We start from the raw sequence: 18849 nt of genomic DNA on the forward strand, positions 1-18849 counted from the left end.
TGCGATCATCGAATGAATTCGCCATTCCATTGTTTAGTCGATTCCGCCACTCTGTTTCCATGCCCGCGCACCCGCCCATCCTCACCACCCACCGCCTCACCCTCAGCCCGCACACGCGCGACGACTTCCTCGACAGCTACGCGATGTGGTCCGATCCCGACGTGATCCGCTACATCGGCGGCAAGCCTTTTACGCGTGAAGAAGTGTGGGCGCGTCTGCTGCGCTACGCCGGTCATTGGGCGATGCTCGGCTACGGCTATTGGGTGATCCGCGAGAGGGAAAGCGGGCGCTTCGTCGGCGAAGTCGGCCTGGCCGATTATCACCGCGAGATCGAGCCTTCATTGATGAGCACGCCGGAAATCGGCTGGGCTCTGAACCCGGCGATGCATGGCCGCGGCTACGCGACCGAAGCCGTGCGCGCCGTGTTGGGCTGGGCGGACGAGCAATGGCCGGGCGCCGAAACGGCTTGTATCATCGCGCCGGAGAATGAGCCGTCGCTGCGCGTCGCGCGAAAGGTCGGCTATCGCGAACAGCTTCGCACTACGTACAAAGGTCTGCCGACCATCGTGCTGCGCCGCATGGCCGGCACAGAGACGTGAGCCAGACGTGAGCCGGCGCGCGGCCGGCCCGGACTGCTTTGATGCGTTGCTTCGTGCGCGGCCTATTGCGCGTCGTGAGCCGCCGTCTTTTCCCGCGCGACCAGATCCGCCAGCCGCTCGACCTGCTGCCCTTGTGCATCGAAGTTGGCGTCGTCGAGCCAGCGCGTGAAGCTTGAGCGCAGCGCCGGCCATTCGCTGTCGATGATCGAAAACCACGCAGTATCGCGATTGCGCTGACGATACACAATCGCCTGACGGAAAATGCCCTCGAACGTGAAGCCGTAGCGCAATGCGGCCGCGCGCGAAGGCTCGTTCAGCGAGTCGCATTTCCATTCGAAGCGCCGGTAGCCGAGTTCGTCGAACACGTATTTCATCAGCAGGAACAGGGCTTCCGTTGCCACGCGCGTGCGCTTCAGGCGCGGCGAAAACGTGACGTGCCCGACTTCGATCACGCCATTGGCGGCGTCGATGCGCATCAGCGACAGCGTGCCGACCGCTCTGCCGCTCGCGAGGTCGATCACCGTGTAATGCAGCGGATCGGCCGACGCGGCCATGCGCGCCAGATGCTCGCGATACGCCTCGACGGTCTCGAACGGGCCGACTGCCAGATAGGTCCAGTCGCGCGCATCCGCGGCCAAGTGGTAGGCGTCGAAAAGATCGGCTGCGTGGGTTTCGACGCTCGCCGGTTCGAGCCGGCAATAGCGGCCTGCAAGCTGCACGCGCGCGGGCGGCTGCGCGCCGCGCCAGCCGGAGAGCGGCGCGCCGATCGGCTGGTCGAACGCGTTACGTCGGGGTTCCATGTCTGCACTCCTCGTGTCGTGGGAATCGTTTGTCATAGAGGACATGACGAACAATACGGCAATCGTGGTATGTTAAAAAGATCCAGGACAACCGCATTCGATAGATCCAGCCGTCATGATCGAGATCATTGGCCCCCTTGCCCAGACGGCCGCCCACTGTCGCGCCGACGGCGCGCTAAAGCCCGCGCCGCTGCAAAAGCAGTTGATCGAGCGCCTGCAGCAGGCCATTCTCGGCGGCCGCTTGCCGGCGGGGTCGCTGCTGCCGTCGTCGCGTCTGCTCGCGGCCGAGATGGGCGTGTCGCGCAATACCGTGGTCATCGCGTATGAGCATCTGGCGGCGGTCGGTTACGTGGTGGCCGACAAGAAAGGCACGCGTGTGAGTCCGCTGTCGAGCCGCGCCGCGCGCGGCGAGCCGCCAGTACAGGCCGCCGCGCCGGAAGTGGCCTATGCGACGCGCGTCGGCCAGTTCACGGCGACGCGCACGCATGTCGATGCCACTTTGCCGCTGACGCCCGGCACGCCGGCGCTGGACCGCTTTCCGCTGGCCGCCTGGCGGCGCGCGCTCGAACGTTCGATGGAACGCGCGTTGCCGCTCGCGCTCGGCTACGGCACGCCGGCGGGCGAACCGGCGTTGCGCGATGCCATCGCCGCGCATTTGCGCATGGCGCGCGGCGTGCGCTGCGAGGGCGCGCAGGTGGTGATCACCGAGGGCGCGCAGGAGGCGCTGAACCTCTGCGTGCGGCTTTTCACCAATCCCGGCGACGTCGCGTGGATCGAGGACCCTGGTTATCGCGGCGCGAAGGCGGCCTTCAATCAGGGCGACCTGAAAACCGTGCCCATGCCTGTCGATGCCGAAGGCATCTGCGTGCCGCCCGGCGCGTGGGCCGCGCATCCGCCGAAGCTGATCTACACGTCGCCCGCGCACCAGTATCCGACGGGCGCGGTGTTGTCGGTGGCGCGGCGTCTGGAGTTGATCGCCGAGGCGCGCCGGCGCGGCGCATGGCTGATCGAGGACGACTACGACGGCGAATTCCGCTACGCCGGCGAGCCGATCGCGAGCATGCAAGGGCTCGTGGACGACGCGCCGGTTCTATACGTCGGCTCGTTCAGCAAGACCATGTTTCCGGCGCTGCGCATCGGCTTTGTTGTGCTGCCGCACGCGATCGCCGCGCGCGCTGGCGTGGCGCTGGCCGAAATGCTGCGCGGCGGACATCGACTGGAGCAACTGGCGCTCGCGCATTTCATGGAAAGCGGCGAGTTCGGCCGACACCTCGGGCGCATGCGGCGGCTGTATCGCGAGCGGCAGCAGGCGCTGCGCGAAGCGCTGACCGGGCATTTCGCTTCGTCCGTGATTCTGGGCGGCGACTGCGGCATGCATCTGACGTTGCGTTTGCCGCCGGGCATCGACGACAGGACGCTCACCGAGCGCGCGTTCGCCGCGGGCCTCAGTCCGCGCGCGCTGTCCAGCTTCGCGATGGAGCCGCACGCCGGGACGAATGGGCTGGTGATCGGCTATGGCAACACCGCCGCCGAGGCGCTCCCGCCCGCTGTCCGCGTGCTGGCCGAACTGGCCGCGGGGATGGAAAAGCCGCGTCGGCGACGCGCGTAAGTTTTTGAGTTTGTCCGCGCGGCCCATGTCGCGCTATCGTGTCGTTTATGCGCGGCGATCCTGGGTGTACCGAACACGCCTGGCGACGGATGGCCGCGCAGTCCGGGCATGAAGCATCCCTTTGATGTAATTATCTGTGACGATTTATCCGAATGGAGATGACATGAAGGAAATCGAACCGACTCCGTGGTTTGAACTGGCCGCCTACTCGCCCGCGCGCGACGGCTGGTACGAGGTGCAACTGGCAAGCGGGGACACGGCATTTGCGAAATTCGGCGAGGGCGAATGGACCGAGAAGCCGGTGCTCGCGTTCACTCATTGGCGCGGGCTGTCCGCCGATCCATCGAAGGCGGCGGATGGCGAGGTCGAATCGGCCGCTGCCGAGGCGACCGCCGCGCAAGGCGTGCGAGCCGCATGGAACGCGTTTTTCCCGGGAGTCGGCGAGGAGGCGCATAAGCCGGTGGACGCGGCGCCCAACGGAAAAGCGCCGCATTGACGCGTGAAAGGGCGGCGGCTCGCGGGTTTGCCGCCCTGACCAGACGCACCCCGATCAGACCTTCCTGCACGATTCCAGCAAAAGCACAGTATGACAATCACGCGAGAACCCGTGGCCTTGCCGCGCGCCACGCAGTTACTTAATCATGGACCGGTCACGATCATTACGAGCGCGCACGACGGCCGCTCGAACGTGATGGCGGCTTCGTGGGCCATGCCGCTCGACTTCGATCCGCCGAAGGTGGTGGTCGTGGTGGACAGCCGCACGCTGACGCGGCAATTGATCGAAGCGAGCGGCGTGTTCGGACTGCAATTGCCGAGCCGCCAATTCGCCGCACAGACCTTGGCCGTGGGCACCCACGCGGGCCTTGAACTCGACAAGTTCGCAGCGTTTGAACTCGACACCTTCACCGGCGAAAAGATCGACGTGCCGATGCTGGCCGGCTGCATCACGTGGATGGAATGCAAGGTGATTCCTGACGACAGCCAGCGGCACGATCTGATTATTGGCGAGGTGGTCGCCGCGTATGCGGACAGCCGCGTGTATTCGAATAACCGCTGGCATTTCGGCGACGACCCCGATCTTCGCACCTGCCATTACGTTGCGGGCGGGACGTTTTTTGCCACGGGCGAAGCGTTCGACGTGTCGCCGGCGGCGAATGCCTTGAGCGCGTCGCCCGCGAGCCGGTAGCGAACCCATTCGCTTTGCGCGCTCGCGCCGATCGATTCATAGAAACCGATGGCCGGCGTATTCCAGTCGAGCACGCTCCACTCGAAACGGCCGCAACCCGTCTCGCACGCGATGGTCGCGAGGTGGCGCAGCATCTGTTTGCCCGCGCCGCTGCCCCGCGATTTCGGGGAGACGTACAGGTCTTCCAGATACAGTCCTTTCCTGCCGAGCCACGTGGAGTAAGAAAAGAAGTAGACGCAAAAACCGATGGGCGCACCGTCCATTTCGCAGATCAGCGCCTTCGCCGTGGATGCCGCGGAAAAGAGGCTCGCTTCAATGTCTTTGACGGTCGCGACGACTTCATGCTCGGCCTTTTCGTACACCGCGAGTTCGGTGATGAAGCGAAGGATGAGCGGGGCGTCGGAGGTGATGGCGGGGCGGATGTGGATGGTCAAGATGTGGCTCGGCGGGGCTGTGAGTCAAGGGGTGAAGTGTAGCGGATGCGCGGACCTCGGCGCGGATGGATTTCGGCGAGGAAAAGCTCAAGCAACGGCGTCATGGTCCGTAGTCGACGCCCGCCGGGAGAAAGGCACGCGCGTTCTCGATATGTAGGAATCCTGCTATCAATCGAGACGAAGGACGGCGGCACAACCCACCACCGCGCACACTGAGCAACCAGGGCAAGAAGCGACACGCGCACAGCGATCAGACGTTTTCCGTCGCGGCTGCGTTGCCAGTGGGACGAGGACGCTCGGCGGACGTGTCGGCGGATACGCCGTGTTCATCGCCGGCATGCGCGGCGGCACCGGCACCGCCGGGCCGTCCCGCGCGCAACAGCATTCCGCCGATCAAACCCGCCGCTGCCGCGAACACCGCGCCGAACGCAAACGCCACGTGATAGCCGCTGTTGAGCGCGGCCAGCGCGCTTTGCGTGGCCAGCATCGCGCCGCTGCGCGCGGCGGCGAGACTCGCGAGCACCGCGAGGCCGAGTGCGCCGCCCATCATGAACGCGGTATTCACGATGCCCGACGCGAGCCCCGAATCGGCGGGATCGACGTCGCTCATCGCGGCAAGCAGCACCGGATTGAACGCAATGCCCGCGCCAAAGCCGAGCAGCATCATGCCGGGCAGCACATCGAGCACGAAGCTTCCATCGACGGGCGCGCGCGCGAACAGCGCAAGACCGCCGGCGGCGACGAGCAGACCCACGGCGAGCGGAATACGCAGACCAAAGCGCATCACGACGCGCGCCGACAAGCCCAGCGAAAAGAAGCCCATGATCAGATTCGCCGGCAAAAACGCGAGCCCGACTTGCAAGGGCCGATACCCGAGCACGCGCTGCAAATACAGCGCGGAAATGAAGAACCACGCGAACATCGCGGCGGCCCACAACACGCCGACGACATTCGCCGTCGCGACATTACGCAGGCGGAACAGGCCGAGCGGCATCAACGGATGCTGCACGCGCGATTCGATGATCAGAAACGCGGCGAGCAGCGCGAGCGCGACGAGCAGCAGGCCGAGCGTTTGCGCGGACGTCCAGCCGGCTTCGTTGCCGTTGACGACGGCATACACGGCGAGCATCAGCGAAACGGTGACAAAGACGGCGCCGGCCACGTCGAGACGCTCGCCGTGCGCGTGGCCGCGCGCGGACGGCAGCAGCGCGACGCATAGCGCGTACACCGCAATGCCGATCGGTAAGTTGACGAGAAAGATCCAATGCCAGCTCAGCAGATTGGTCAGCAGGCCGCCGAGCAATACGCCAATGCTGCCGCCGCCCGCGCACACGAAGCCGTACACGCCCATCGCTTTCGCGCGTTCGCCGGGTGCGGTGAACAGATTCATGATGAGCGACAGCGACACGGCAGACACGATAGCGCCGCCGAGGCCCTGCACGGCGCGCGCGCAGACGAGCAGCATCTGCGAGTTCGCGAGGCCGCACGCGAGCGACGCCAGCGTGAAGAGTGTGATGCCGCCGAGAAACAAGCGACGATGACCGTACAGATCGCCGAGACGTCCGCCGAGCAGCAGACAGCCGCCGAACGTCAGCATGTACGCGTTCACGACCCACACGAGCGATGTCTCCGTGAAGCCGAGATCCGCCGCGATAGACGGCAAGGCGACGTTCACGATGGTGGTGTCGAGCACGATCATGAGCACGCCGAGGCACAGCACCATGAGCGCGAGCCAGCGCTTCTCGCCGTGGATGGAATGGGTCATGCGAAGCTCCTTGGCCACGGTTTCAGAGTAACCGGCGGCTTCGAGCTTGATGGCCGTTTCAACGCGATGCCGGACGGACCCGCCGCCCGCCGCGATGCTGGATGCTGACAACGCTGTCGCTCCGGCATCGAGGGGGAGGGGTTTTTCAGTCTAGCACTCGCCGGATTTGCGTCACAACTACGAGTTTTTGGGCGATGCGGGGCGCGCATTGCAACGTGGACCTAGGATGACAGCGGACGCGCGATCTCAGTCACCCATCCCGATACAAAGCGCAATACGGCGTTGAGCTACGGTCGCGGCAGCACGACGCTCACTGACATGTCCGGCGCTAGCACCTACACGTTCGATGTCCTGGACACATTGCGTCCTCGATCGATTGCTACGCCAGGCGGCACGATAACGCGCGCCTGGGACGCGGCGGGTAATCTAAAACAGAGACAGACGCCCGACGGCGATGTCCAGTACATGTGGGATAGTGCCAACCGACCAACGAAGGCTGCTGCGACAGTCGGCGGGAAAAATCAGTCACGACCATTGAGTACAACGATGAAACCTCATTGCGTCCGCATCTCGTGGCCACGCCTGGAAAAGTTAGGGCTTTTGTCTACGATGCGAGCGGCAACGTCACCGGTTACGCCGAAAGGCAAACAACTGATCTCACGGGCGAGCAAGGAACGCAGGCCGTTGGGACAGGCAGCCAGCTCACGGTCGGTGCACGCTACGATGAAGCAGGGCGACTTCTGTCGGCCACGGTCGCCGAGGATGGCAAAACGCTTGAAGATTGGAGTTACACGTACGACATAAGAGGCAACATCGCAACGACGCGCGACGCCGTGTCGGGCTGGGAAATGCGAACACTGGGTCGTGACGCCTCGAATCGCGCAACGCGGATGACGGGCAACAGTGGCCAGGCAGACATCGGCTACGACGTACGCGGGCGCGTATCTTCCTTCGAGTACAACGAAAAAGCCAGCACTGCGAATGGCGGACTGAAGCGCTACCTGGCAGTCCAATACGCTTACGCTGCGGATGGCAGCGTATCGAAACGCACGGCGATAGTGTCGACGAACGGTGGCTTCCCGCAGCCCGTTAGTGACGCCGAACTCGATGTCTGGCTCACCAATTGGGAACTGGGTAATGATCCGATTGCGCCGCCGGCAAATCTCACCGGACTCCAGTCTGACGCCAACGCGTTCATTCCACCGCTTTGCGTTGAATGCTATATGACGTGGAACGCCAAGCTCACCGGCAAGCTTTTTGGCGATGAATTGAGTGAGACGCTTCCGCAGTGGGGAGAAACGACCGAGGTGATGTTGAGCGATCAGTCGCAGGTTCCGTATCCGATCCTTGTGCCGGACCTGTCGGATTCAGCGAAGAGGTTGGTGTTGTATGGCGCTCTGTTCGCGACGCAGGGTGATGGTGGCGGAATGGTTAAATGCAGTGGCAGAGAAGCTCATGAAAACGAGTGCTTCGCGCAGTATGATGCTCAGATATCCATGTGCAATGCTGTGGCACCGCACATGGGCGGAGCGCGAGCCGTCGCGCTGTGCAAGCAAAGGGCATTTCAGATCTACCAAGAATGCAAAGGGTATTAATGGCTAATCATCCGCCGTATTCCGTGGTTTTAACTTACATCGAAGAACGCCAGGAGTTTGCCTTACAAGCCGTTGATCGAGCCAGATTGGCCCCGGTCGTGGCCGGCACGCTGGAGATTCCTGTCCTGCTGGACGAGCACGATTTCAAGCTTGACGATGCGTTCGTGCGACGGCTCGGAGCGGCAATGCTCTCTCTCATTGCCTTGGGTCAACCAGACATCAAACAACACATGTCTGTTACGCAAGATCCAATTGACAGATCATCGGAGCAATGAGGCGGCCAGCTACAGAATAAGTGACCTAAATTCGTAAGGAAAAGGGGCTGGCAACGAGCCTTTTCCGCACTGTCATCGATTGATGAATCCCCTGATCTTTCAACAACAAAAGGCCTCCAGATGACTGACCATCCGCCGGATTCCTTCGTTCTGACCTACACCGAAAATCCTCAGCAGTTGGTCATGCAAGCGGTAGTTTCAGCGAAACTGGCTCCGCACCTGGACGGGATCATGGAAGTGCCTTTTTTCCTGAACGGTGACGAGTTCAACTTTGATGACGAGTTGGCACGACAGTTGGGCGTCGCAATGCTCAACGTGATTGCGGCAGGCCGCCCTGATGTCAAGCAATGCTTGGCCGTGACCCAGCACCCTATAGAAAGTCCGTCAGGACAATGATGCGACGCGTCACGGGAAGGGACTTGCCCTTTCCCGAATTGTCAGCCTTGGGCAGCATGCAAATCACTTCCCCCCACAATCCCATACTCCCCGCCACGCTCCAACGCCCGCTTATAAGCAGGCCGCGCATGAATCCGCTGTAAAAACGCCGTCACCGCGGGCAATTGCCCATCCATTCCGCCGCGCGCAGTCGCCGCCTCAAGCGGAAAACTCATCTGCACATCGGCCGCAGTGAATTCGTCGCCGGCAAACCAGGCGCTTTTACTCAACTCGCTTTCGATATACCCAAGATGCAGCTTCAACTGCGGATCGATAAAGCTACGATTGCAACGTAGCCGCGATCTTGCGCGCAATCGGTTTCGCAAAGAACGGCATGGGCGCACTCGCGATGCGTAACGCCACCAGCTTGAGCAGCAACGGCGGCATGGCCGACCCTTCCGCGTAATGCAGCCAGTACGTGTAACGCAAACGCTCGGGCGTGCCCTTACGGCACGCCCAGTTCTTCGAGCAGCCACAACACGCGTTGCGAGCGTGAGGCGATTGTGCAGAGGCGGGCACTCTCGTTGCACCGCAACCTCAACCCTCATCGCTCACACCCGCGACCTACTTCCCATCAGCGCGTTCGAAGGCAACGTCTCATCCAGCAACTTGCGCGCGCTTTCAATGCCCGCCACCGGCAATCCCTCGGGATTCAACAAGCCGACCTGCACCAGCACGCTCGCCTGATCCCAGTAGATGTGCTCGTTATAAAGCTTGTCGCCGCGAAAACACACCACAGCCAGCATCGGCACTTCGAAATGCTTGCCCGTCGGCGCGACGCCCGGCAGCATCCAGTCGATTGCGCAGCTGTGCGTGCAGCTAAAAATAAATTCATCGACGATGCGATCGGAACCAATGGTCCGCGAAATCGGAATCAGCTTCGTGTCGGGCGGATTCGAGTTGACGAAATGATGCGTGTAAAAACGCTTGAGATTGTCGTGACCGACGCCGCCCGTCATCGTGGGAACGTGATTGACGTAGGGCTCGGCGACCATGGTCGGCATGACAGCCTCCACGTCGCGCGTGGCGAACTCGTGATAGCAATGCGCTTCCCACAGCGCGTTCAGATCGTAGACCGGGCCGAGTACTTTGCGCAGCAGCGCCAGCGTGCGCGAATACGCCATCATCGCGGCAGGTTTGTTGTACTGCGCGCGCTCGGGCGCCGCGAACGCGTGATCGCAATCGGGGTACACGTACTGCTCGATGTGCGCACGCGTGCGCAACGCGGCGCTGATCCGCTCGCGCGTGTCGGGTGGACAATGCGCGTCGTTTTCGGGGAAGTGAAACACCATCGGGCAGCGAACGGCCGGCACCTCATCCAGATACGCGTCGAGGCCCACGCCGTAGTAGCTGACTGCGCAATCCACATCGGTCCGCGCGGCGCTCAGAAACGCGAGCTTGCCGCCGAGGCAGTAGCCGACCGCGCCGACCTTGCCGACCTGTTCGGGCATCGCGCGCAAGGCCGCGATAGTGGCCGCGATGTCGTCGAGCGCGAGATCGGTGTCGAACTGCCCGAGATAGCCGAGCGCCTGTTGCATGTCGGCTTCGCCATAGCCCAGCTCGATGCCCGGTTTGATCCGCCAGAACAGATCGGGCACCAGCACCACGTAGCCTTCTTCCGCGAAGCGGTCGGCCGTTGCCTGCATCGTGCTGTTGACGCCGAAAATCTCTTGCAGCAGAACGAGGCCGGGGCCCGAGCCTTGCGCCGGACGCGCCACGTAAGCATTGAAACGGCCGCCATCCCGGGCGACGACTTCCATGAAAGAGCCAGCCATGCGTGTGTCTCCTGAGAGTGTGCGAGGAAGCGCGCTACGCCATCGTCCGCAATTCAAAGCGTTTGAGCTTGCCGGTTTCGGTGCGCGGCAATGAATCGACGAATACGACGACGCGCGGATATTTATAAGGCGCCACCGTATTCTTCACGAAATCCTGTAGCTGCGCGACGAGTTTGTCGTCGCGCGTATAGCCGGGGTTGAGCACCACGAACGCCTTCACGATCTGTCCGCGCGTTGCATCCGGCACGCCGATCACGCCGCATTCCGACACCGCTTCATGTTGCAGCAGCACGCTTTCCACTTCCGGGCCCGAGATGTTGTAGCCCGCGGAGACGATCATGTCGTCGGCGCGCGCCTGATAGAACACGTAGCCGTCTTTGTCGAGATACACCGAATCGCCCGGCAGGTTCCAGCCGTCGCGCACGAACCTGGTTTGCCGTTCATCGGCGAGATAGCGGCAGCCCGTCGGCCCGCGCACCGCGAGCTTGCCGATGGTGCCGGGCGCAACGGGTTGCATCGCCTCGTCCACGGCTTGCACGACATAGCCCGGCACCGCGCGGCCAATGGCCTGCGGACGGATCTCGCTGCCTTGCGACGAAATGAAAATGTGGATCAACTCCGTGCCGCCAATACCGTCGATCATGTCGATGCCGGTCGCGTCGTGCCATAAACGCCGCGTCGAATCGGGCAACGCCTCGCCGGCCGACACGGTCTTCTGCAAGCTGGACACATCGTGATGCGCGACGAGCGGCGCCATCTGCCGATAGAAAGTCGGCGCGGTGAACATGATGGTCGCGTGAAAACGCTCGACCGTCTCGAGCAAAGTCTCGGGCGTGAGCTTCTCGATCAATACCGTCGACGCTCCGACTCGCAGCGGAAAACACAACAGCCCGCCCAGTCCGAACGTGAACGCGAGCGGCGGCGTGCCGCAGAAAACATCGTCGGACGAGGGCTTCAAAACATGACGCGGAAAGAGATCGCACATCGCCAGCACGTCGCGATGAAAGTGCATGCAGCCCTTCGGCATGCCGGTCGTGCCGCTCGTGAAGGCGATCAGGCAGACGTCGTCGGCGGCGGTATCGCACGCGCTGAAATCGGCGGGCTTGTTGATGGCGAGCGTGTCGAGCGACCCGGCGTCGTCGTCGTGAAAGAGCAATGTTTGCCGCAACTCGGCGCAGTAGAACTCGTCTTGCGGATCAGTGCAGCGCACGAGTTCCCCGGTCAGACGCGCATCGCACAGCGCGGCGCTCACGCGCGCCTTCACGACGATCTGCTTCAACTCCTTCGCGCGCAGGAGCGGCATGGTCGGCACGACCACGAGGCCGACCTTGAGCGCTGCAAGTGTCGCGACCGCCATTTGCAGCGTGTTCGGCCCGCGCAACAGAACACGATTGCCCGGCAGCAAACCCATTTCATCGACGAGCACATGCGCGCTGCGGTTCACCAGCGCAAGCAACGCGTTATAAGTCGTGGCGCGCGGCTCGCCGTCCACCAGCGACCACACAGCCGGACGCTCGCCGTGACCCGCTTCGATGGTTCTATCGAGCAGTTCGGTCGCGCAATTGAAACGCGCCGGGTAGGCGACATCGGGATTGTCCAGCAGAAAAACAGGCCATTGATCTTGTGGCGGAAGATTGTCGCGCGCGAAAGTATCGACGTGTGCTGACGGTTCCATCGTGGTCTCCCCGGTGTTGAGCCGGCTGTATGCGCTTCGGTTGACGAGGGATTGCGTGTCCTTACTGCGGAATAACGGCGGTTGCTTCGATCTCGACCTTGGCTTCGTCTTCGATCAACGCGACGACTTGCACCGCGCTCATCGCGATGTCGTAGTCGCCGATCAGCTCGCGAAACGCGCGGCCAATGTCCTTCAGCGAAGCGAGGTATTCGCGTTTGTCTGTGACGTACCACGTCATTCGCACGAGATGCTCCGGCTTGCCGCCCGCTTCGTTCAATACGGCGAGCACGTTTCTGAGCGCCTGAATCGCCTGGCCGGCGAAGTCGGCGGTTTGAAAGCGCGCCTGTTCGTCCCAGCCGATCTGGCCGGCGATGAAGACTTGCGTGCCGCTCGCCGCGACGCCGTTTGCATAACCGCGCGGCTTGATCCAGCCGGCCGGAAGAAGAGCTTTTTTCATGTGCGGTGCGCCTCGCTGGAGTCGGGCTGTGGAGCGAACATGGCGAGCGCGCTTGCCATGTCGGAGGGAATGTCGATCGAGCCGCCGCTTTCCAGCGACGTCGTCACGAGAACCTGTCTGGCGCAAAACCGCGCTTCGCCATTGCAATGACCGAGGATGTCGATGCTGATCGAGCGTCGCCCGATGGCCGCCACCTTCAGCGTCAACATGATCGTTTCGCCCATCTGGCTCGGCCGCGAAAACTCGCAGTCGAGTTTGACGATCGGCAGGCCGATGCGGCGTTGCCCGATCATCTGCGCGTAGTCGATGCGCAGGCCCTCGTTGAACCAGTCTTCGACGAGAGCGTTCGTCATCACGAGATATTGCGGATAGAACACGATGCCCGCCGGATCGCAGTGCGAAAAGCGGATACGTACGGGCCTTTCGAAATGCGCGTTCATGTCGGGTTCGCTCCCGCGCGCGGGGTTGCGCTTTCGGCTGCATGCGCTTTTAACAGATCGCGGCCGACAATCAATTGCTGCACTTCCGTCGCGCCTTCGTAAATGCGCAGCGCGCGAATCTCGCGATACAGCATTTCGACGGCGGTGCCGCTTTGCACGCCCATGCCGCCATAAAGTTGCACGGCGGCGTCGATCACCTGTTGCGCGCCTTCGCTCGCGTGCCACTTCGCCATGGCGGCTTCGCGTGTGACGCTTTCGCCCTGATCGCGCAGCCATGCCGCGCGATAAACGAGCAGCGCGCTGCTGTCGATAGTCAGCGCCATTTGCGCGAGCTTCGCCTGCGTCAGTTGAAAATCGCCGAGCGTCTGGCCGAACATCTTGCGCGATGCCGCGCGCGCGAGTCCTTCGGCCATCGCATGTCGCGCGAAACCCAGCGACGCGGCCGCAACGGACGTGCGAAAAATATCGAGCGTGCGCATGGCGAGTTTGAAGCCTTCGCCAGGTGCGCCGAGCATCTGGGTGCGCGGCACGCGTGCGCCCGCGAAATGCAGTCGCGCGAGCGGATGCGGGGCAATCACGTCGATGCGTTCGGCAATGTGCAGTCCCGGCGTATCCGCCTCGACAATGAATGCGCTGATGCCGCGCGCGCCCGGCGCTTCGCCGGTGCGGGCGAACACGACGTAGAAATCGGCGATGCCGCCGTTTGAAATCCAGGTCTTGTCGCCGTCGAGAATGTAGCTGTCGCCGTCTTCGCGCGCGGCGAGCGACATTGCGGCGACGTCCGATCCTGCTTCCGGTTCGGACAGCGCGAACGCCGCGATTGCCGTGCCGTTCGCGACCCGCGGCAAGTAGCGCGTTTTCTGTTCGTGCGTGCCGCCGAGCGAGATCGCGCCGGAGCCGAGTCCTTGCATCGCGAGCGCGAAGTCGGCGAGACCCGAATGTTTCGCGAGCGTTTCGCGCAGCAGGCAGACTGCGCGCGTGTCGATCGTGTCGCCATGACCGCCGTAGGCCATGCCGCCCACGCCATACTTCAGCCAGCCCGCCGCGCCGAGTTCGCGCACCAGTCGACGGCAAGCGGCGTCTACATCGTCATGTTCGACGTGCGACAGATTTTCGCGGCACCATGCTTCGATACCGGCGGCCAGTTCGCGATGACGCGGCTCGAAAAAAGGCCACGCGAGCGCGCTGTGCAGATCGATGTTGTGATCGGCGCTCAACTCAGTCTCCCTCGAACACGGGGCGCGATTTCGCTGCGAACGCCTTGTACGCGCGCTCGAAATCGCGCGTGCTCATGCAGATGGCCTGCGCTTGCGCTTCGGATTCGATGGCTTCGTCGATGCTCATGCTCCATTCCTGATGCAGCATTTTCTTCGTGATGCCATGCGCGAACGTCGGACCGGCCACCAGATCGGCGGCGAGCTTGAGCGCGTCGTCAAGCAGCGCGGCGGGTTCGCACAGACGGTTGTAAAAGCCCCATGCGTAGCCTTCGTCGCCGCTCGCGGAGCGGCCCGTGTAGAGCAATTCGGCGGCGCGCCCCTGACCGATGATGCGCGGCAGAATCGCGCACGCGCCCATGTCGCAACCCGCGAGGCCGACGCGCGAAAACAGGAAGGCGAGCTTGCTGCGCGCTGTGCCGAGGCGCATGTCGGACGCCATTGCGAGAATGGCGCCCGCGCCGGCGCACACGCCGTCGACGGCGGCGATCACCGGCTGCGGACAATGGCGCATGGCTTTGACGAGATCGCCGGTCATGCGCGTGAAGAGCAGCAATTCGGGCATGGGCAGATCGATCAGCGGCGCGATGATGTCGTGCACGTCGCCGCCCGAACAGAAGTTCTCGCCCGCGCCGTGGATCACGACCGCCTTGACGTCGGTGGCATACGCGAGCCGGCGGAACAGATCGCGCAACTCCGCATACGATTCGAAGGTGAGCGGATTCTTGCGCTCGGGCCGGTTCAACGTGATGGTCGCGACCTTGTCCGCAACCGACCAGCCGAAGTGTTGCGCGTCATAACCCGCCAGTGTGAGGCGATTGCCGGCCAGCAGCGCGTCGGCGTTGGAATGTGACATGGTGTCTCCTCTTTGCGCCAGTCAGTCTTTCAAACTATCCAGCAGATGCTTTTTCAATTTGCCAAGCCGCTGATGCGTGCGCGACTTCTCCTCAAGACTCAGGCCGCCGAACAGTTCGACCACCCATTGCTCGTGCGCGGCGGCCATTCTGTCGAACGCTTTGCGCCCGGCTGGCGTGAGGCACACGCTGATCGAGCGGCGGTCGTTCGGATCGTTATCGCGCGACACCAGGCCTTCTTTTTCGAGTTGATCCGTAATGCCGGTGACGTTGCCGCCCGTCACCATCAAACGGCGCGACAGCTCGGTCATCTTCAGGCCTTCAGGATGACGTTCGAGCTGCGCCATCAAGTCGAAACGCGGCAACGTGGTGTCGAATTCGTTGCGCAAGCGCTTGCGCAATTCGGCTTGCACGAGGTTCGTCGTGGTCAGCATGCGCAGCCACAAGCGCAAGCCCATGTGACTGTCGGCGCCGGTGCTCATTTCCAGATCCACGACGTTCTCCGCGGGTTTCGCGACGCCTTTGCGCGGCGCTTTGGTGTCTGCTGCCTTCGTTTCGCCAGTCGCGATCTTCTTGATACTGGATGACTTGCTCACATGACTTCTCCACCGGAGATGGATAGGGATTGCCCCGTGACGGCATCCGAACCAGGCTGACATAGCCATAGCACGGCGTCGGCCACCTGTTTCGGACTGACGAAGCGGTGTTGCGGATTCGAGCGCAGCAAGGTTTCGCGCGCCTCTTGTTCGGTGCGCGAGGTCTTGCTGGTGATCTGTTCGAGCGATGCGCGCAGCAGTTCGGTTTCGGTATAGCCGGGACACACGGCGTTGACCGTGATGCCCTTGCTCGCGACTTCCAGTGCGAGCGAGCGCGTGAGACCGATCACGCCGTGTTTCGCCGCGCAATACGCGGCCACATACGCATAGCCGATTTGCCCCGCCGTGCTCGCCACGTTGACGATCCGTCCGCGACCGCGTTCGAGCATGCCCGGCAACACCGCGCGCGTACCGAGAAACACGCCGGTGAGATTCACGTCGAGCATGCGCTGCCAGAGCGCCATGTCGGTATGCGTGAACGGCGCGGCTTGCGCCTGGCCTGCGTTGTTGATCAGAACGTCGACGGCGCCCGCCTTGTTGAAGGCTCTCGCGACGGACTCTTCCTGCGTGACGTCGACGGTAATGCACGCGACGTCGCCCAACGCGCGACATGCCTCGCGCTGCGCGTCGAGCCGCTCCACGTTGCGGCCCATCAATGTGACCCGTGCGCCGGCGCGCAGCAGCGCTTGCGCAATCGCCGCGCCGATGCCGCTGCCGCCGCCCGTGACGACAGCGTGCTGTCCGGAAAGTGAGGATTGAGTTGAGTTCACGAGGTTCCTTCCGCGCGTTGCGCGCGCTCCTGCGCCGTGAGGCCCGCATTCGCCGCAGCCTGGGCGCGCTCGCGCTCCAGATTGCGTTCGAGTTGCGACTTCGCGGCGGTGTATTGATTCGGCCAGTTCACATCGAAATAGCCTATTTTGGCGGCCTCGTTCAATGTCCACGATGGATTGGCGAGATGCGGACGCGCGATCGCGCACAGATCGGCGCGGCCCGCTGCGATGATGCTGTTCACGTGGTCCGCTTCGGAAATCGCCCCGACGGCAATGGTCGCGATGCCCGCTTCGTTGCGCACGCGATCGGCGAACGGCGTCTGGAACATGCGGCCATACACGGGCTGTTCGTCCTTGCTGACCTGACCCGACGACACGTCGATCATGTCCGCGCCTGCGGCCTTGAACGCGCGCGCGATCTGCACGGCGTCGTCGGGCGTGTTGCCGCCTTCCACCCAGTCGTTCGCCGAGATTCGCACCGAAATCGGCTTGTCCTGCGGCCACGCCGCGCGAATCGCGTTGAACACTTGCAGCGGATAACGCAGGCGATTTTCCAGGGAGCCGCCGTATTCGTCCGTGCGATGGTTCGTGAGCGGCGACAGGAAGCTCGACAGAAAGTAGCCATGCGCGCAGTGCAATTCGAGCCAGTCGAAACCCGCTTCAACGGACATCTGCGTGGCGCGCACGAACTGCGCTTCTATTTCGCGCAGTTCGTCGTGCGTGGCTTCGCGCGAGTGCTGGCTGATGCCGCGCAAATACTGCTGCGGCGACGCGGAGATCAGCGGCCAGTTGCCCTCGGCAAGCGGCTGATCGATGCCTTCCCACGCGACTCGTGTCGAGCCTTTTGCGCCCGAGTGCCCGAGCTGTATGCCGATCTTCGCGTCGGACTGACGATGCACGAGATCGACAATGCGCTTCCAGGCCGTGAGATGTTCGGGTGCATACATGCCGGGACACGCGGGCGTGATGCGCGCTTCAGGCGACACGCACGTCATTTCCGTCATGACGAGCGCCGCACCGCCCATGGCGCGCGCGCCGAGATGCATCAGGTGGTAGTCGCCGGCTACGCCGTTTTCGGCCGAATACTGCGCCATGGGCGACACCACAACGCGATTTTTCAGCGTGACGCCGCGCAAGGTGAATGGCGTGAACATCGGCGGAACGGAATGCTGTTGCGGGGCGCGCTCGACGCCCGAACGCTCTGCGAGCCAGTCTTCGAAACCGGACAGATAGCGCGCGTCGCGCTCGCGCAGGTTTTCATGCGAGATGCGCTGCGAGCGCGTGAGCAGCGAATAGGCAAACTGTTCCGGCTCGAACGACGTGTAACGATCGACGTGCTCGAACCATTCCGTCGAATTGCGCGCGGCGTTCTGAATGCGCAACACATCCACGCTGCGCACTTCGGTGTAGTGCGTCAGCGCGGAGCGCAGATCACCGGCATGCGCGCCGATGCTGTTGGCCAGCTCGATCGAATCTTCGAGCGCGAGCTTCGTGCCCGACCCAATCGAGAAGTGCGCGGTATGCGCTGCGTCGCCCATCAGCACGACCGGCGTTTGCGTGCCGTTCGCGTTGCCGCGCCAGTGCACCCATTCTTCATTGACGACGCGCGGGAAGCGAATCCATTGCGACGAGCCGCGCAAATGCGCGGCATTGGAGAGCAAGGCATGGCCGTCCAGATACTTCGCGAAGAGTTTTTCGCAAAACGCGATGCCGTCTTCCTTGCTCATTTCGTCGAGACCGGCGGCGCGCCACACGCGCTCGGGTGTCTCGACGATGAAGGTGGAGGTCTGGTCGTCGAAACGATACGCGTGCGCCTGGAACCAGCCGAATTCGGTTTTTTCGAACGCGAACGTGAAGGCGTCGAAGAGCTTGCGCGTGCCGAGCCAGACGAAGCGGCAATCGCGCATGTCGATATTCGGCCGATACGTGGCCGAGTATTTCTGGCGAATCGCGCTATTCGCGCCGTCGCACGCGACGATGAGGTCGGCTTGATAGTCGGTGTCGTCGGTGACCTGGGTTTCGAAGACGAGCTTCACGCCCAGTTCCTCGCAACGCGCTTGCAGGATATTCAGCAGACGTTTGCGGCCGATGCCGCAAAAGCCGTGACCCGACGAGCGGACGGTGCGCCCGCCAAAATGAATTTCGATGTCGTCCCAGTGGTTGAACGCGTCGAGTATGGCGTCGGCGCTGGGCGCGTCGGCGGCGCGCAGGTTGCCGAGCGTCTGGTCCGAGAACACGACGCCCCAGCCGAAAGTGTCATAGGGACGGTTGCGCTCGACGACGGTGACGTCGTTCGCCGGATTCCGGCTCTTCATCAACAGGCCGAAGTACAAGCCGGCCGGGCCGCCGCCAATACAGACGATGCGCATG

19 protein-coding genes and 1 pseudogene are annotated in these 18849 nt (G+C 63.1%); 7 read left to right on the top strand and 13 right to left on the bottom strand.

Going from position 1 to position 18849, the window contains the following annotated elements; genetic code table 11:
• Positions 1 to 59: 59 nt before the first annotated feature.
• Positions 60 to 599 (top strand): GNAT family N-acetyltransferase, encoded by a 540-nt coding sequence (locus VOM14_RS00750; RefSeq protein ID WP_327626751.1) that lies wholly within the window; start codon positions 60 to 62, stop codon positions 597 to 599.
• A 62-nt stretch (positions 600 to 661) separates the two neighbouring features.
• Here VOM14_RS00750 and VOM14_RS00755 read toward each other — a convergent pair whose 3' ends face one another.
• Positions 662 to 1399: a GNAT family N-acetyltransferase gene (locus VOM14_RS00755; RefSeq protein WP_327626752.1), complete on the bottom strand. Its 738-nt coding sequence runs from the start codon at positions 1397 to 1399 to the stop codon at positions 662 to 664.
• Positions 1400 to 1514: 115 nt separating this feature from the next.
• Here VOM14_RS00755 and pdxR point away from each other — a divergent pair, with 115 nt between their 5' ends.
• From pdxR to VOM14_RS00770, 3 genes are all read left to right on the top strand, one after another.
• On the top strand, positions 1515 to 3008 hold the full coding sequence (gene pdxR / locus VOM14_RS00760) for a MocR-like pyridoxine biosynthesis transcription factor PdxR (protein WP_327626753.1): 1494 nt from the start codon (positions 1515 to 1517) through the stop codon (positions 3006 to 3008).
• 163 nt (positions 3009 to 3171) lie between these two features.
• Complete coding sequence (locus tag VOM14_RS00765; protein ID WP_327626754.1) at positions 3172 to 3504, top strand: hypothetical protein; 333 nt, start codon at positions 3172 to 3174, stop codon at positions 3502 to 3504.
• A gap of 90 nt (positions 3505 to 3594) precedes the next feature.
• Positions 3595 to 4194, top strand: coding sequence for a flavin reductase family protein (locus tag VOM14_RS00770; RefSeq protein WP_327626755.1), 600 nt, complete (start codon positions 3595 to 3597; stop codon positions 4192 to 4194).
• On the opposite strand, the gene VOM14_RS00775 is transcribed toward VOM14_RS00770, so the two are convergent.
• Both VOM14_RS00775 and VOM14_RS00780 read right to left on the bottom strand, forming a co-directional pair.
• The gene (locus VOM14_RS00775; RefSeq protein ID WP_327626756.1) at positions 4101 to 4628 is read right to left on the bottom strand and encodes a GNAT family N-acetyltransferase; all 528 of its coding nucleotides are present in this window, start codon (positions 4626 to 4628) and stop codon (positions 4101 to 4103) included. The two genes, VOM14_RS00770 and VOM14_RS00775, sit on opposite strands and share 94 nt — an antisense overlap.
• A gap of 250 nt (positions 4629 to 4878) precedes the next feature.
• Positions 4879 to 6393, bottom strand: coding sequence for a DHA2 family efflux MFS transporter permease subunit (locus VOM14_RS00780; RefSeq protein ID WP_327626757.1), 1515 nt, complete (start codon positions 6391 to 6393; stop codon positions 4879 to 4881).
• Positions 6394 to 6950: 557 nt separating this feature from the next.
• On the opposite strand from VOM14_RS00780, the gene VOM14_RS00785 reads away from it, so the two are divergent.
• The 3 genes from VOM14_RS00785 (at position 6951) to VOM14_RS00795 (ending at position 8659) form a co-directional block, all read left to right on the top strand.
• Positions 6951 to 7988: a hypothetical protein gene (locus VOM14_RS00785; protein WP_327626758.1), complete on the top strand. Its 1038-nt coding sequence runs from the start codon at positions 6951 to 6953 to the stop codon at positions 7986 to 7988.
• On the top strand, positions 7988 to 8263 hold the full coding sequence (locus VOM14_RS00790; RefSeq protein WP_327626759.1) for a hypothetical protein: 276 nt from the start codon (positions 7988 to 7990) through the stop codon (positions 8261 to 8263). The genes VOM14_RS00785 and VOM14_RS00790 overlap by 1 nt, the downstream gene beginning before the upstream one ends.
• A gap of 120 nt (positions 8264 to 8383) precedes the next feature.
• A complete protein-coding gene (locus tag VOM14_RS00795) occupies positions 8384 to 8659 on the top strand; it encodes a hypothetical protein (protein ID WP_327626760.1) in 276 nt (91 codons plus the stop codon).
• Between the two features lie 41 nt (positions 8660 to 8700).
• Here VOM14_RS00795 and VOM14_RS00800 read toward each other — a convergent pair.
• The 10 genes and pseudogenes from VOM14_RS00800 to VOM14_RS00845 all read right to left on the bottom strand — a co-directional run.
• A pseudogene (locus VOM14_RS00800) lies at positions 8701 to 9142 on the bottom strand (glutathione binding-like protein); the annotation flags it as partial.
• Between the two features lie 107 nt (positions 9143 to 9249).
• Positions 9250 to 10473 (bottom strand): dienelactone hydrolase family protein, encoded by a 1224-nt coding sequence (locus VOM14_RS00805; protein ID WP_327626761.1) that lies wholly within the window; start codon positions 10471 to 10473, stop codon positions 9250 to 9252.
• A 34-nt stretch (positions 10474 to 10507) separates the two neighbouring features.
• Complete coding sequence (locus VOM14_RS00810; RefSeq protein ID WP_327626762.1) at positions 10508 to 12148, bottom strand: AMP-binding protein; 1641 nt, start codon at positions 12146 to 12148, stop codon at positions 10508 to 10510.
• 61 nt (positions 12149 to 12209) lie between these two features.
• A complete protein-coding gene (locus tag VOM14_RS00815) occupies positions 12210 to 12605 on the bottom strand; it encodes a RidA family protein (protein ID WP_327626763.1) in 396 nt (131 codons plus the stop codon).
• Positions 12602 to 13045, bottom strand: coding sequence for an acyl-CoA thioesterase (locus VOM14_RS00820; protein ID WP_327626764.1), 444 nt, complete (start codon positions 13043 to 13045; stop codon positions 12602 to 12604). Before VOM14_RS00820 ends, VOM14_RS00815 begins: the two co-directional genes overlap by 4 nt.
• Positions 13042 to 14262: an acyl-CoA dehydrogenase family protein gene (locus VOM14_RS00825; RefSeq protein WP_327626765.1), complete on the bottom strand. Its 1221-nt coding sequence runs from the start codon at positions 14260 to 14262 to the stop codon at positions 13042 to 13044. Before VOM14_RS00825 ends, VOM14_RS00820 begins: the two co-directional genes overlap by 4 nt.
• A gap of 1 nt (position 14263) precedes the next feature.
• Complete coding sequence (locus VOM14_RS00830; RefSeq protein WP_327626766.1) at positions 14264 to 15115, bottom strand: enoyl-CoA hydratase family protein; 852 nt, start codon at positions 15113 to 15115, stop codon at positions 14264 to 14266.
• Positions 15116 to 15136: 21 nt separating this feature from the next.
• A complete protein-coding gene (locus VOM14_RS00835; RefSeq protein ID WP_327626767.1) occupies positions 15137 to 15709 on the bottom strand; it encodes a MarR family winged helix-turn-helix transcriptional regulator in 573 nt (190 codons plus the stop codon).
• The gene (locus VOM14_RS00840; protein ID WP_327626768.1) at positions 15706 to 16479 is read right to left on the bottom strand and encodes an SDR family NAD(P)-dependent oxidoreductase; all 774 of its coding nucleotides are present in this window, start codon (positions 16477 to 16479) and stop codon (positions 15706 to 15708) included. Before VOM14_RS00840 ends, VOM14_RS00835 begins: the two co-directional genes overlap by 4 nt.
• Positions 16476 to 18848, bottom strand: a complete 2373-nt coding sequence (locus VOM14_RS00845) for a bifunctional salicylyl-CoA 5-hydroxylase/oxidoreductase (protein ID WP_327626769.1) — start codon at positions 18846 to 18848, stop codon at positions 16476 to 16478. The genes VOM14_RS00840 and VOM14_RS00845 overlap by 4 nt, the downstream gene beginning before the upstream one ends.
• Position 18849 lies beyond the last annotated feature (1 nt).

The sequence above is a fragment of the Paraburkholderia sp. MPAMCS5 genome, from assembly GCF_036016995.1.
In the GTDB taxonomy this organism is placed as follows: domain Bacteria; phylum Pseudomonadota; class Gammaproteobacteria; order Burkholderiales; family Burkholderiaceae; genus Paraburkholderia.